This is a genomic window from Anaerovibrio sp. JC8 (genome assembly GCF_002100115.1).
Classification (GTDB): domain Bacteria; phylum Bacillota; class Negativicutes; order Selenomonadales; family Selenomonadaceae; genus Anaerovibrio.
This window is the reverse complement of the sequence record NZ_ANBM01000006.1, coordinates 18882-32233: the sequence shown is the minus strand read 5'-3', so window position 1 is coordinate 32233 and position 13352 is coordinate 18882. Positions and strand designations below refer to the sequence as shown.

At 48.6% G+C, this 13352-nt stretch carries 12 protein-coding genes; 5 read left to right on the top strand and 7 right to left on the bottom strand.

What is annotated here, in order from left to right:
* Positions 1 to 11: 11 nt before the first annotated feature.
* Genes D081_RS07210 through D081_RS07185 form a run of 6 tightly spaced genes read right to left on the bottom strand, consistent with a single transcriptional unit; the run spans position 12 to position 8383 of the window.
* Positions 12 to 1748 (bottom strand): PAS domain-containing hybrid sensor histidine kinase/response regulator, encoded by a 1737-nt coding sequence (locus D081_RS07210; protein WP_085023517.1) that lies wholly within the window; start codon positions 1746 to 1748, stop codon positions 12 to 14.
* Positions 1749 to 1760: 12 nt separating this feature from the next.
* A complete protein-coding gene (gene cheB, locus D081_RS07205) occupies positions 1761 to 3065 on the bottom strand; it encodes a chemotaxis-specific protein-glutamate methyltransferase CheB (RefSeq protein ID WP_085023516.1) in 1305 nt (434 codons plus the stop codon).
* Positions 3062 to 3889, bottom strand: a complete 828-nt coding sequence (locus D081_RS07200; RefSeq protein WP_085023515.1) for a protein-glutamate O-methyltransferase CheR — start codon at positions 3887 to 3889, stop codon at positions 3062 to 3064. Before D081_RS07200 ends, cheB begins: the two co-directional genes overlap by 4 nt.
* 29 nt (positions 3890 to 3918) lie before the next feature.
* Entirely contained in the window at positions 3919 to 5652 is a 1734-nt protein-coding gene (locus D081_RS07195) for a methyl-accepting chemotaxis protein (RefSeq protein WP_085023514.1), read from the bottom strand.
* Between the two features lie 31 nt (positions 5653 to 5683).
* A complete protein-coding gene (locus D081_RS07190; protein WP_233127451.1) occupies positions 5684 to 6199 on the bottom strand; it encodes a chemotaxis protein CheW in 516 nt (171 codons plus the stop codon).
* Between the two features lie 15 nt (positions 6200 to 6214).
* Positions 6215 to 8383, bottom strand: a complete 2169-nt coding sequence (locus D081_RS07185; RefSeq protein WP_085023513.1) for a chemotaxis protein CheA — start codon at positions 8381 to 8383, stop codon at positions 6215 to 6217.
* Between the two features lie 205 nt (positions 8384 to 8588).
* Between D081_RS07185 and D081_RS07180 the strand changes: the two genes are divergently transcribed.
* The 5 genes from D081_RS07180 to D081_RS07160 all read left to right on the top strand — a co-directional run bounded on the left by D081_RS07180 (position 8589) and on the right by D081_RS07160 (position 12632).
* A complete protein-coding gene (locus D081_RS07180; protein WP_085023512.1) occupies positions 8589 to 9551 on the top strand; it encodes an asparaginase in 963 nt (320 codons plus the stop codon).
* A 153-nt stretch (positions 9552 to 9704) separates the two neighbouring features.
* Positions 9705 to 10298, top strand: coding sequence for a DUF3793 family protein (locus tag D081_RS07175; protein WP_085023511.1), 594 nt, complete (start codon positions 9705 to 9707; stop codon positions 10296 to 10298).
* Positions 10299 to 10343: 45 nt separating this feature from the next.
* Positions 10344 to 10775: a flavodoxin gene (locus D081_RS07170; RefSeq protein WP_085023510.1), complete on the top strand. Its 432-nt coding sequence runs from the start codon at positions 10344 to 10346 to the stop codon at positions 10773 to 10775.
* A gap of 235 nt (positions 10776 to 11010) precedes the next feature.
* The gene (locus D081_RS07165; protein ID WP_085023509.1) at positions 11011 to 11409 is read left to right on the top strand and encodes a Panacea domain-containing protein; all 399 of its coding nucleotides are present in this window, start codon (positions 11011 to 11013) and stop codon (positions 11407 to 11409) included.
* A gap of 77 nt (positions 11410 to 11486) precedes the next feature.
* Positions 11487 to 12632, top strand: coding sequence for an MFS transporter (locus D081_RS07160; RefSeq protein ID WP_085023508.1), 1146 nt, complete (start codon positions 11487 to 11489; stop codon positions 12630 to 12632).
* Between the two features lie 245 nt (positions 12633 to 12877).
* Here D081_RS07160 and D081_RS07155 read toward each other — a convergent pair whose 3' ends face one another.
* Positions 12878 to 13339, bottom strand: a complete 462-nt coding sequence (locus D081_RS07155) for a hypothetical protein (protein ID WP_085023507.1) — start codon at positions 13337 to 13339, stop codon at positions 12878 to 12880.
* Between the last annotated feature and the right edge of the window lie 13 nt (positions 13340 to 13352).

Here is a 13352-nt window from a genome sequence, read left to right as displayed (position 1 = left end):
TATGTAACCCCCTAATCACTCAATTTCTCTTCACAGTATTTAAGCAGATCGCTGATATCGTCCTCATCCTCATCACTGGTACCAAGTCCCGGCAACAATGGCTCGTCATCCGGTTCACCTTCATCTCCCCCTGAGGATTGTGGAGAATATGGATTCATAAATACCGTTTGATCCTTCATTTCCAAATCGGCCTTTTCCGCCAGAACCAAAGGCAGCAGCACTGTGAAGCGGCTTCCGTTATTCTGGCGTGAGCTTACCCCTATTTCGCCTCCCATACTGGAAACAAGCTCCTTGACTATCATCAGCCCCAGCCCCGTACCACCAAAGCGGCGGGTGGTGGAACCATCCACCTGGCTAAACGGCTTGAACAGCTTGGCCTGCTCCTCCATGGTCATGCCGATACCCGTATCCTCCACATAGAATTCCAGATATGGCTGCTGGCCACGGTCAAAGGTATAGGCACCAAGAGTAATGCCCCCCTTCATGGTAAATTTCAGTGCATTGGTCAGCAGATTATGGAGTATCTGCCGTATACGGAGAGGATCGCCCCGCACATATCTTGGCAAGGCCTCAATATTTGGTCTGGTAAAGGTCAGCCCCTTGTTTTCTGCTGTCTGGCTGTGAAGGCTGCTAACCCTGTTGAGAAGCTCATGGAGATCAAGGTCAATGTTCTCCAGACGCATCTTGCCATTTTCCAGCTTGGCATAATCAAGTATATCATTAATTATACGCAAAAGATCCTCCGAGCATTGCTTGGCCGCTGTAAGATTCTCCCGTTGCTCATCCGTAAGGGAGGTCTTCAGGGTCAGGTCTATCATGCCGGACATACCATTTATAGGAGTGCGGATTTCATGGCTCATATTGGCCAGGAACTGGGTCTTGGTGGTGCTGGCCACCTCCGCATGTCGCCGGGCCTCCTGAAGCTCATGCTCCTTCTGCTTCCGCTTGGAAATATTGAGCATGGTAAGTACTATCTGCTTTTGCTTGCCATTCCACAGCTGTGTAATAAACATCTGAAGCCATACCGGCTCCTTGACGCCCTTTATCTGGATTGCCACCACAAAATCCACCGTAAAGGTATCATCCAAAATAGCGGACTCTATATTGTTGCGGACAACGCAGAACTTGCAGTGCTCTGACTTGCCGCAGCCGTGGAAAATACTGTTGACGCAGTGAATGGCATCACCAAACTGCTTGCCCATAATATCAATATAGTCCTCATTGATAGTTTCCAGGGCAGGATCATTGATATCCATTATTTCACCACGGACGTTAAGGGTGATAATACCGATTTTTGCCGCTTCAAATACGGAACGCATATAGTAATGGTCCGTTTCCACCTTGCGCTCCAGTGTGCGGATTCTGGTAACATCCCTGACAATGGCAGTACAGCCCTTAACAACGCCCTCACTGTCAATAATAGGAGAGCAGGTGGCTGAAAGATATACTGCACCGTCGGACCGGGCAAAGCCGATATTCTTGGAAAGCCCCATGGTTTTTCTGGTGCGCATGGCCCGGATAACAGGGCTTATAATTCTTTCCCGGGTGTCGACATTTTCCAGTCTCATAACATCGCTGACACTGACGGGCACCTCACTGTCAAAATGATACTCAAAAAGTTCCTCGGCGGCCTTGTTCATGAAAATGACCATTCCCTTGATGTCGGTCATAATCACGCTGTCACCCAGACCGCCCAGCATATCCTGGAGAGAGCCATAATCAATTACTATATCATGCTGTTCCATCATAGCTCTCCCTCCTTACTTATAATTTGCTACAGCCGTTATCATCATTGCCATGCCATTGAGGGGAACCTGGAGCATTACGCCGCCCTTTTCGTAGGCAACCCTTGGCATACCATAAACCACGCTGCTGGCCTCATCCTGCCCCAAAGTTACACAGCCTGCTTCACGCATTTTCAACATATATTCGGCACCATCCTCACCCATGCCGGTGAGAATAACACCCATGGCCCGATCGCCAATATTCTCGGCCACTGACTTAAATAATACATTAACTGCCGGACAATGACCACCGTATTTAGGTCCCGGCTTAACATCCAGGGACATCAAACCGCCCACGCTGTTTACCCGCATCTGCTTGTTGCCTGGAGCAACATAAACACAGTTCGGCGCCGGACGGTCCCCGTCCTCCGCCTCCTTGACATTGACCACACATTCATTGTTGAGGCGGTCAGAAAACAGCTTGGAAAACATGGGTGGTATATGCTGCACAATAACAATAGGCGGCAGGGGCGGTCTCAACTCCCGCAATATCTTTGACAGAGCCTCCGTACCACCGGTGGAGGCGCCTATGGCAATAAGCTCCACTTTTCTGGGCGGTACAGGTGTCTTCAGAGAACTGAGAGGCACCGACTGTGGCTCCGGCTTATCGCTTTTCATTTGCTTGGCAATTTCCGTCATGGCCTTCATGTTGGATACCACGCGGTTAAGGTGCTGCGAAACCTGTTCGTGGCTGCCATAGTTTTGAAACAGCGGTGTAACCACCTTATCCGAAGCAGATCTGGTGGGCTGTACGTCCGTTTTGGGTGGCTGTACGGCTGGTTTAGCCTGCTGTATGGATGACACAGAAGGCTGCACCGGCTCAGGCTTTGGTTCCGGGGCTGGTGGTGCTTCAGCTGCGTTATCCTGCCCCTGGCTTTCCGAAATAAGCATCTCCTCATGCTTTTTGGCCATTACCACCTGTTCTGCCACTTTCTTCATAAAATCGCCGCTGCCCAAGGTCATGGAAGGCTTTTCTATGAAGGAAAAGGCTCCGGCCTCCAAGGCCAGATTCTTGTAGGCAGGCCTGGAGCTCAATACCACTGTGGGCAATGCATATTGCACTATAAGACGGCGCAAAAACTCAATGCCGTTCATTTTAGGCATCTCAACATCAAGAATCATAACATCCGGGTCAAAGGACAATATCTTGTCCCTTGCCTCAAATGGATTTTCAGCTTTCTCTATTTCTATGGTACCCGAAATATTGGAAGCCAGTCCCCTTGCCAGGGCTTCCCTAAAAAACAGGGAATCATCCACAATAAGAATTTTCAAATCACTCATGTGAACGCCCCCTTCTTTCTATAAATGGACGGCATAACGTAATCAAAATCACTCTTATGCCTGTCAATAACCTCTGAATGACCAATAAAAAGATAACCTCCCGGCTCCAGAAAATCTGCAAATCTCCGGACCAAATTTTCCCTAGTGGGAGCATCAAAATATATCATAACATTTCTGCAGAAAATTACATGAAAAGGCTTCCTGAATGGAAATACCGGTGTCATGAGATTAAACTGACGAAACAACACCTTTTGGCGCAGCTTGTCCACCACCTGATAATTCCCGTCGGGAACACGATGGAAATAGCTGTTTTGCCAAATTGCAGGCAATGTCCTGACAGATTCGGCGGCATAAATGCCTGCCTTGCCCTTTTCCAATACATCCTTTGATAAATCAGTGGCCAAAAGAGTAGTCTCCCAGCCAGTCATGGAACCAAAGTGGTCCTCAAGCATCATGGCCAGGGTATAGGCCTCCTCCCCGGTGGAGGAAGCCGCACACCAGGTTCTTACATCTCCATCACGGATGCTTTTCTCAAGATATGGCAGAACCTCCTTCTCGTAGAATGAGAAGTGATCCGGCTCACGCATGAAAAACGTATGGTGGGTAGTTATAGCCTCTGCCAGCATGGCCAAGCCCTTGCCAGTGGTGTCTTCCTTGATATATTTCAGAAAGGCCTCGTCACTGGCCAGCTCAGGTCTGCCCAAATTATCATTTTTTAATTTGAATAAACGGCTTTCCAAAAGAGCTTTTTTCTCCGGTGGCAGCTGAATACCGAAATTCGCTGTCACCAAAGCCGCAAACTGCTGGAACAAGGACTGGTTCATAGTGTGGTGTCTCCGAAATCTCGTAAAAGTTAGTATTTACCGAAGCCCTCTTCATCTGTAAGAGCAATAGTCTTTGGCTTTACACCGGGTGCAGCCGGCTTAACCATTGGCTTGACCTCATTTCTCCGGACACTGGACTGAACCTCTGCCTCCTTAGGCTTATCCGGATACACAGGAACAGCACTTGGTGTGTCCTTATGTCTAAAGTTTACCACGGAGGAGCTTAATTTGAAATGTCTAACCTGCTCTCTCATGCGGTCAGCCTGGGCACTGAGCTGCTGGCTGGCGGAAGCAGCCTCCTCAGAGGTGGCAGAATTGGACTGTACCACCTGAGAAACCTGGTTAACCCCCTGATTTATCTGGTCAATAGCCAGCTTTTGCTCATTGGAGGCCTTGGCAATTCCCTCTACAATATCAGCCACATCGGCCACATCACCAACGATAGCCCCAAGAACTTCAGCAGTCTTATTGGCAATATTGCGTCCCACATTAACCTTGTCGATGGAACCCTCAATCATATCCGTGGTTTCCTTGGCCGCCTTGGCACTGCGGGCCGCCAGATTGCGGACCTCCTCAGCTACCACAGCAAAGCCCTTGCCGTGCTGTCCTGCCCGGGCGGCCTCCACAGCGGCATTAAGGGCCAAGATATTGGTCTGGAAGGCGATTTCATCAATAACCTTAATAATCTTGGAAATATTGTTGGAAGAATTATTGATTTCTTCCATGGCATTGAGCATGGACTTCATGTCCTCATTGCCCTGCTCTGCATGGCTGCGGCAATTATGGGTAAGGGCATTGGCCCGCTCAGCATTTTCTGCATTGCTGGCAGTCTGGGAGGCAATCTCACTGATGGAAGCAGACAATTCCTCCACAGAAGCCGCCTGTTCTGTAGCCCCCTGGGAAAGGCCCAGGCTGGCATCAGAAACATTCTTGGCCCCTGCAGCCACCTGGTCTGCCACATTATGAATATCCGACACGGACTCATGGACTCTCTGGCGCATGATCTCAAAATTGGCGGCCACGTCTCCCAGCTCATCACCGGTGCTGGTCTTGACCTCAGTGGTGAGATCACCCTCAGCAATTCGTTCAGCTGCAGCCCCCAGCTCCTTTAAGCGGGAGGACAGATCCCGGGAGAAATACACACCGGCGGCCAAAGAGATAATAATCAAAACCAGGGCAATAACAATATTCTTGGTAATGCTGCTGCGGTTTTCATCCGAGATTTTCACAACCTCCTGGGCAGCAGCCTGCTCGCCCATATCAGCGATTTTCTTTACTTCCCCGTAAAGGCTCTCTGCAATTCTGTCCTGTCTTGCTTCCACTGCATCATACTCCGTAAGGGTGCCTTCCAGCTTCTGGTTAATGCTGGAAATGGCCCCAGTACGATAGGTCTCAAAATTTTTCTGAATGCCGGCAATCATCTGCTTGCCTGCCTGGCTCTCAGCCATGGCACTAAGGTCAGCCAGATCCTTGTCGCACTCCTCCAAATCCTTCTTCATTTTTGCCAGATAGGCCTGAGTTTCGGCATTATCCAGCTTGTCCATAGCCATCATGTAATGGTTGCGGGCGGAATTGAGATGCATACCCATGGAATTGGCACTGATGGCCGCCTGGGTATCCATCTTTATTAAATTATCATATTTTTCGGCTGTTGTAATGGTGTTGGAAATGCCATGCCAGGATACAGCCACGATTATCAACTCAAGAACAACAACCAGGGTTATTAGTTTAGCACCAATTGTAAGATTTTTGAAAAACATCATTTTGAATACACTCCATTTTCTCAAATATCTCTTATTCTGCTGCCTGTTCCACGGTCTCCTCGGAGCTCATATCATCAAACAGGCTCTGGTCATCCTCGCTGAAAAGCTTCATCCAATCCAGAAGAAGGACTACGCTCTCGCCAATCTTGCCGATGCTGCGAATATACTTGTTCTGGGAGGCCTTAAGCTCCGGCGGTGGAACCACATTCTTTTCATCAATGGTCAACACCTCGGAAACCCCGTCCACAATAAGGCCAATCAGCACATCATTGACATCAATGACCACAATACAGGTCCTGTCAGTATATTCCTTGCCCTGACGGCGGAAGCGAAGGTGCATATCCACCACAGGAATAATCTTGCCCCGAAGATTGATAATACCCTTGACATATTCCGGTACCTCCGGCACCACAGTAATTTTCTGAATGCCGATAATCTCAATTACAACCTTTATGTCGATACCGTAAACCTCGTCCCCCAAGGTAAAAGTGAGGTACTTGTCCTTTTGGGTGTCCTCATCCTCCATTAACAGCTTGTCATCTTCCACTATTATCCCTCCCGGTTAGTCAAAAATAATGTTATGTACCTGCTGCGGGTCAATAATCAGACTGATGCTGCCATCACCCAACAGGGTACAGCCACTGATGCCGGTAGTCTTCATCATGCGGCTGATGTACTTCGGTACAGGCTTAACCACAATTTCCTGTACTCCCAGAAGCTCATCGGCCATCACTCCAAACCGGGAATCCCCCGTCTCCAACAGCAGCAATATGCCGTCAGTCGGCTCGTGAATTGCATCAGGAATACCATACATATCGTACAGCCTTACTACAGGACAGCACTTGCCCTGAACCATAATCATTTCGGAGCCGTCCGGATCCCTGAAAATGGCCCCGTCCTCCGGACGGAAGGAACGGCTGATATAATTTATTGGCACCGTGAAGCGGGAACCGCCCACGGAAACTGACATTCCCTCAATAATGGCCAAGGTAAGCGGAATCTTGATGGTGGTGGTACTGCCCTGACCAGGCTCACTGTCCACAATAACCTTGCCCCCCAAGGACTTGATGTTGGACACAACCACGTCCATGCCAACACCGCGGCCGGAAAACTCCGTAACAGCCTCCTTGGTGGAAAAGCCAGGGGCAAATATGAAGGAATAAATCTCTCTGTCTGTAAGCTCGGATTCCGGCTTGGTGAGAATTCCGTTCTTGCGGGCCCGTTCCAAAATCTTCTCCTTGTTAAGTCCGCCGCCGTCATCCTTGATTTTAATAACAACCTCGCCGCCGGCATTTTCCGCGGAAAGGATAACCGTACCCATTTCCTCCTTGCCGGCCTCTACCCGCACTTCCGGCATTTCAATGCCATGGTCCACGGAATTGCGGACAATATGCATAAGCGGGTCGGAAATATGCTCGTTGATGTTCTTGTCCACCTCTGTGGACTCACCCACCAGCACAAGACGGGCTTTCTTGCCCAGCTTCTTGGTCATATCCCGGACAATGCGGTTCATCTTCTTGAAGGTACCCTCCAATGGCACCATGCGAAGGGCCATAACGCTGTCCTGGAGCTCCCCGTTAATCTTGTGCAGCTGACGGGCAGCCTTGGCGAAATTGTCCAACTCCATGCCCTTAAGGTCAGGGTTCTGGGTAACCATGGCCTCGGCAATAACCATCTCGCCCACCAGATCCATGAGCTTGTCCAGCTTGTCCACCCGGACGGTAATCATCTGCGCTCCATCACCGCCCTTGGCTGGTGCCGGCTTTTTCACCGGACCGGACAAATCCCGCTGAACCGGTGGCATATCCGGCTTAATAGGCTCAGAATTCTCCAAAGCCGTAATGGCAATGGTCTCCTGGGAAGGCCAATATTCCAGCTCAGCAACGCTGCCCACTTCCTTCAGCTCAAGGCGGTCAAGGAAAATGGTCTGGTCCAGCTCTGCCTTTACCTCATCATAATTCAGGTCCGTAGTAAAGAACAGGCGGAAGCCCATATTGCGGATAGTGTCAGTGGCTGATTCATCCTCCAGAATTTTTTCCGGCAGATAATGAAGCTCCTTAACCTTTTCCTTCATGTTGTTGACTACGCCGAAGGCACGAACCTCCTCCATCTCGCAGCCCTGCTGGAAGAAAACGGTGGCTTCAAAAACGTGCTGTGTGCCGCTGGTGCCCTCTGCTGCCGGTGCAGGAGCCGCAGGCTTGGCCGCACCAATGTAGTACTGCTTTTTCTCCGGCTCAGGCTCAGGAGCCGGTGCCGAAGCACCCTCCCCGGTGGCTTCGCTGCTCTTCTTGGCATTTTTGGCCTTACGAAGGTCAATATCAGGATCATGGCCGTTGTCCAGCTTCATGTTCCTGAGGAAATCCTTGGTATAGGCTCTCAGCTCCTCACTGCTCATGTCCGGAGTACCACCGGCATCCAGCTTGTCCATTTCAATGCGCATGAAATCCACGGCATTGAGGACAATGTCGGTAATGGCTGTAGCGTCTACCTTGGCAGGCTTGAGCTCACGAATGTAAAAGAAAATATCCTCTACAGAATGAGCCAATGTCGATACCTGATCGAACATCATCATAGCCGCTGAGCCCTTAATAGTATGCATGGCACGGAAGATTTCGTTGACGTCTTCCTCACTGAAACCGCCCTGCTCCTCACTGCCAAGAGCAATTTGTTCCAGCTGTTCCAGAAACTGTCTGGTCTCAAATATGAAGACTTCAACCATAGGCTCTGCCATACACATCACTCCTATCTATAGATTATTGCAATTCAAAATTCCAAAATACATACATAGGGACACACTTTAAGCATGTTTCTATTATTCACTACCAAGCCCTATTTTTCCTGCCTATACAGATAATTTTTGGAAAATTTACATAACAGCAGTATAATCATTATTAGAATAAGATTCCTTTGATGGAGACGAAGGAGAAGTTTTTGACATGAAAAAAATACTGCTTATTGCAACCGGCGGAACCATTGCTTCCGTCCAGACCGAAAAGGGCATGATGCCAGGCCTTGACGGGGAAGGCCTTATTGAGCATGTCCCTGCCCTGCGGGAAATCTGCCACATTGACACCCTGGAGCTGATGAAGCTGGACAGCACCAATATCCAGCCGGAGCATTGGGTTAAGATGGCCCGCACCGTGGAGGACCAATACGATAAGTACGACGGCTTTGTCATCAGCCACGGCACGGATACCATGGCCTTTACATCCTCGGCCCTGTATTATATGCTGGAGAATCTAAACAAGCCGGTTATCATAACAGGCTCCCAGCTTTCCCTTACCGAGGAAGGCTCCGACGCCCCCGACAACCTCATCACGGCCTTTACTGCGGCTGCCAAGGGACGCCCCGGTGTATATCTGGCCTTTTACGGCAGGCTTATTCAGGGCAATACTGTCAAGAAGCTACATACGGAGGCATTCTATGCCTTTAAGAGCATTAATGCCCCTGAGGTGGCCGAGCTGAAGGACGGCGTACTGAAATTTAACCCGGAATACGACAAATATCTGGAAGAAAATCCACACCCGTCAACGGGCGACAAGCTGCGGATACGGGACAAAATGGATACCAGAGTGGTCGTTGTGGATCTGGTGCCCGGCTATAAAAATGAGTATATCAGGGCACTGGTGGACGCAGGCTGCCGCGGCATGGTGCTGAATCTCTTTGGCTCCGGCGGCATTCCGGGAGTTGAATCACCGGGCAACCTCCTGCCAGCCATTGATTATGCCATCTCCAAGGGAGTAAAAATCGTCGGTGCCACCCAATGCATAAACGACGGCGTCCACATGGACCGCTACGAGGTGGGCATCACCGCCCTAAAGCACGGGGTAATATCCGGCGGCATGCTCACCAGTGAAGCCATGGTGGCAAGGCTGATGCTGGAGCTGGGCGAAAAATAATACCAGAAAGAGTCACATTATGTGGCTCTTTTTTTATACCCCCAAAAAGATATTGAACAATTTGTCTTTTTGCTATTGATAACCATTCTCATATATGCTATACTAAAGCTGTAATTGAGAAAGAATATCAAATAGCCAAGGGGGTGAATTTCCATGAATAAGAATAATTTATATGACAATTATGAGCATCAAATGGCGTATCACTGCGCACCTACCATCAAGGGTATTAAATGCGGCAGCATGGTGGCCTTCAAAATAAATTCTGATGACTCCTTCCAGGATTTTATGCAAAAACACCACACGTGCTTTAAGTGCCACGGGATAAAGTATCTCATGCTGTCCAGGCAAAAGCGCCACGCCCTGATGCTTTTTTACAGGCCAAAACTCCTGACCCGCCTTCTTCGTCGCCCCCTGGCTATTGATATCCTAAAAAGCTTTGGTTACCCTGTAGAAAAGGGAATCAGTGAAGAATCCCTTCCAGTCCTGTTGGACAGGCTGAAAAAACGCATTGCGGAATGTGACGGCTTCCCCCATGAAATCGGTATTTTTCTTGGGTACCCGCCGGCAGATGTTCAGGGCTTTATCAAAAACAAGGGGCAGAATTATCTCTACAGTGGCTTCTGGAAGGTATATTCCAACGAAGCTGCCCAAAAGCATCTTTTTGAGTGCTACAACAACTGTATCAATAATATGTGTGCCCGCCTGAAGTCCGGGGAAAGTCTTCAGGATCTCATAAGTGCCGCATAATTATAGATATTCATATTTTAAAAAATGTATAGGAGTTGATGATTTATGAAAATTGCTGTTGTTTACTGGTCCGGAACCGGAAATACCAAGGCCATGGCCGAATCCATGACGGACGGTGCCAAGGCTGCCGGGGCAGAAACAGACCTTTATTCCGTAGACCAGTTCAGTGCTGATAAAATGGCCGGCTATGACGGGTTCCTCTTTGGCTGCTCTGCCATGGGCTGTGAGGTGCTGGAAGAAGCAGAATTCGAGCCATTCTTTCAGGAGGCAGAAAACAATATCCAGGATATTCCTGTAGGCCTTTTCGGCTCCTACGGCTGGGGCTCCGGAGAATGGCTGCAGGATTGGCATCAGCGCTGCAGGGAGCACGGTGCAAAAGTTTATAAGGAAGGGGTAATGATAAACAACACTCCTGACGCCGATGGCTTAAAGGAATGTGAGGATTTTGCCCAGAATTTTGTCAGAGAAAATTTTTAACCTTTTTTAATAAATCACGAAAATATAACAGGCAATCTACAAAAGAGTCACATCATGTGACTCTTTTTTTGTAAAATATTATTTTCGTTGACATCATCATTCGAATTTGATAACATTTTATCGCTGATTTATCAGATGTTTTTGTAACACTCATAAATGATTATTTTTTTTGTACATTTAATATAAAACCCGGAAAAGTTGGGCACAAAGAAAGGAAAGGATTGATTTACCCACAATGGACGCAAGGAAAGTCGCAGATTACATTGTAAACAAGTACTACATTACAAATCCAAAGCTGCAAAATGTTTTGTATTTCATTCAGGCAAAGTACCTACTGGAGTTGAACAAGCCATGCTTTGAGCAGACCATGGAGGCAAGCAGTCTGGGGGTTGTCGTCACAGACGTTTTCAACGAATACAAAGAATTTGAAGGTGGACTTATCCCACATGATGGAGAGGAAATTCCTGACATTGGTGACAGTTCCCTTATCGACGAAGTTGTAAAACAGTGCAACAAAAAATCCCTTTCCCAGTTACGGGATATCATTACCAGACAGGACCCTTGGAAAAAGGCCTACGAAAAATACCAGTCTGAAATCTCTTTGGAATCAATGAAAGAGTATTTTACCAATTAAACATCTTCAGTACCCCATAGCATTTTGCATTAGCAAGATGCTATTTGCTTTTTTACCATGAAAGGAAGGATGGAGGCATGAACAAAAAGTATCTTTACGTTTTATCGGCTGGTCATTTCAGCTGTGATATAAATACCGGTGCCCTGCCGGGCTTATTGCCGTTTTTTGTGGCTATCTACGGCATGGATTACAAGCTGGCCGCCGGGCTTATGTTTGCCTCCAGCTTTCTTTCCAGCATTATCCAGCCCCTTATAGGCTACATTTCCGATAAAAAATCCTATGCCTATCTCATGCCCCTGGGAATTCTTCTCAGCGGCCTGTCACTGGGCTCCGTAGCCTTTATACATGACTACACCCTTATTTTTGTCTCCATAACCCTTATGGGCATCGGCAATGCCATATTTCACCCGGAGGCGGCCAAAATGGTAAACGGTCTGGCAGAAGGCAACAAGGCCCTCAGCATGAGTATCTTCTCCACAGGAGGCAGCGCAGGCTTCTGTATCGGGCCTGTTCTGGGTGCTTCCCTGGCCAGCATCTGGGGAATGGATGCCCTTATTTTCTTTGGCGGATTCTGCATTATTATGAGCTCAGCCATAGCCCTGCTCATGCCAAAAATGGGCCGCATGGTGAAGCACCTTGCCAAAAAGAATGCTGCCGATAATCCTCTGCCGGCGAAAAACGACTGGAGTGCCTTTAGCCGTCTGACGGTTTTTGTAATTGTCCGGGCCGCCCTTTACACCTCCCTGACCACCTTTTTGCCTCTATACTGCGTTAATATACTTAACCAGAGCGAGACTGTCAGCAGTGTCACCATTACAGTTTTGGCCCTGGTGGGCATATTTACCAACTGGATGGGTGGCTATGCCGCTGACAGGCATGGCAACAGCTTTGTGCTGAAGGTCTCCATGATTATTATGGGGCTGGCCCTGATAGCCTTTAATTTCAACCATAATACTGCCATGCTTTACATTATTGTGGGCTGTGCCGGCTTCGCCCTTTACGCCAGTGTGGGCCCGATGGTAGTGCTGGGACAGACATATTTAAAGAAAAATATCGGCATGGCCTCCGGGGTTACCCTGGGCATCGGCTTCAGTGCCGGCGGTGTCATTGCGCCTATGCTGGGCTGGGTGGCTGATAATCAGGGTCTGGAATACGTCTTCTATATTCTGCCGGTTTTCGCCCTGGTGGGACTGCTGGCCGCCTTCACCCTCAAAGAAACATAAATTATATAACGCCATTGTTCAAATTTTTCTTCTTTAGAAGAAAAATCTTCCAATTAGCGTTTCCCTAAAGGACTAACTCACTTCGTTCGTGTCGCAACGAGCTGGGAGATATGCTCGCCAGCTGTTGTAGTTTGTTTTCCCCCACCTAAAGAGGGGGGTGACATCTTAAAGCTCGTTATAAAACTCACGGCACACCAAAAAGCCGGTTGCACATATCCTGCAACCGGCTTTTATTACGTCAAATCTTATGCGGCAATGTCCACATGAGCACCCCGATACTTGGCAGCATCAGTCTGCTTTAAATCCTTCTGATAAGGATTATCCTCATTGTAATACTTTATCTGGGTGTTGGTCTCGCCACCGGAAATATAGGAACGCCCACATTCCGGACAAATATCAGTCTTCAGGCGGACCGTAGCCCGTTCCACATGGCCGTTGTTATTTCTGGCCTTATTATAGGCATTGGAAACATGCTCCTGCTCATGGCCCAGTACCACTGCCGCAGCATTGTTAGGGTCAATATGTCCAGGGGCCTTAAAGGATACCATTTCATCAGAGCCATCTGTATATTTGCGGTTCTTACAGGTTTCACACTCTGCCGGAGAAGACTTCTTGCCGGGCTTGATCTGATGCTCAGGACCCACGCCCTTGCCATCAGTGACCTGATAGCCTTGTACCGCATAACCGCCAAGTCCACCAATCTCCATCTTCAGCACCTCC

What these genes read in the sequence shown, in the direction of transcription:
- D081_RS07210 (WP_085023517.1), bottom strand. Translation starts at nt 1,748, where the DNA reads ATGATGGAACAGCATGATATAGTAATTGATTATGGCTCTCTCCAGGAT.
- cheB (WP_085023516.1), bottom strand. Translation starts at nt 3,065, where the DNA reads ATGAGTGATTTGAAAATTCTTATTGTGGATGATTCCCTGTTTTTTAGG.
- D081_RS07200 (WP_085023515.1), bottom strand. Translation starts at nt 3,889, where the DNA reads ATGAACCAGTCCTTGTTCCAGCAGTTTGCGGCTTTGGTGACAGCGAAT.
- D081_RS07195 (WP_085023514.1), bottom strand. Translation starts at nt 5,652, where the DNA reads ATGATGTTTTTCAAAAATCTTACAATTGGTGCTAAACTAATAACCCTG.
- D081_RS07185 (WP_085023513.1), bottom strand. Translation starts at nt 8,383, where the DNA reads ATGGCAGAGCCTATGGTTGAAGTCTTCATATTTGAGACCAGACAGTTT.
- D081_RS07180 (WP_085023512.1), top strand. Translation starts at nt 8,589, where the DNA reads ATGAAAAAAATACTGCTTATTGCAACCGGCGGAACCATTGCTTCCGTC.
- D081_RS07175 (WP_085023511.1), top strand. Translation starts at nt 9,705, where the DNA reads ATGAATAAGAATAATTTATATGACAATTATGAGCATCAAATGGCGTAT.
- D081_RS07170 (WP_085023510.1), top strand. Translation starts at nt 10,344, where the DNA reads ATGAAAATTGCTGTTGTTTACTGGTCCGGAACCGGAAATACCAAGGCC.
- D081_RS07165 (WP_085023509.1), top strand. Translation starts at nt 11,011, where the DNA reads ATGGACGCAAGGAAAGTCGCAGATTACATTGTAAACAAGTACTACATT.
- D081_RS07160 (WP_085023508.1), top strand. Translation starts at nt 11,487, where the DNA reads ATGAACAAAAAGTATCTTTACGTTTTATCGGCTGGTCATTTCAGCTGT.
- D081_RS07155 (WP_085023507.1), bottom strand. Translation starts at nt 13,339, where the DNA reads ATGGAGATTGGTGGACTTGGCGGTTATGCGGTACAAGGCTATCAGGTC.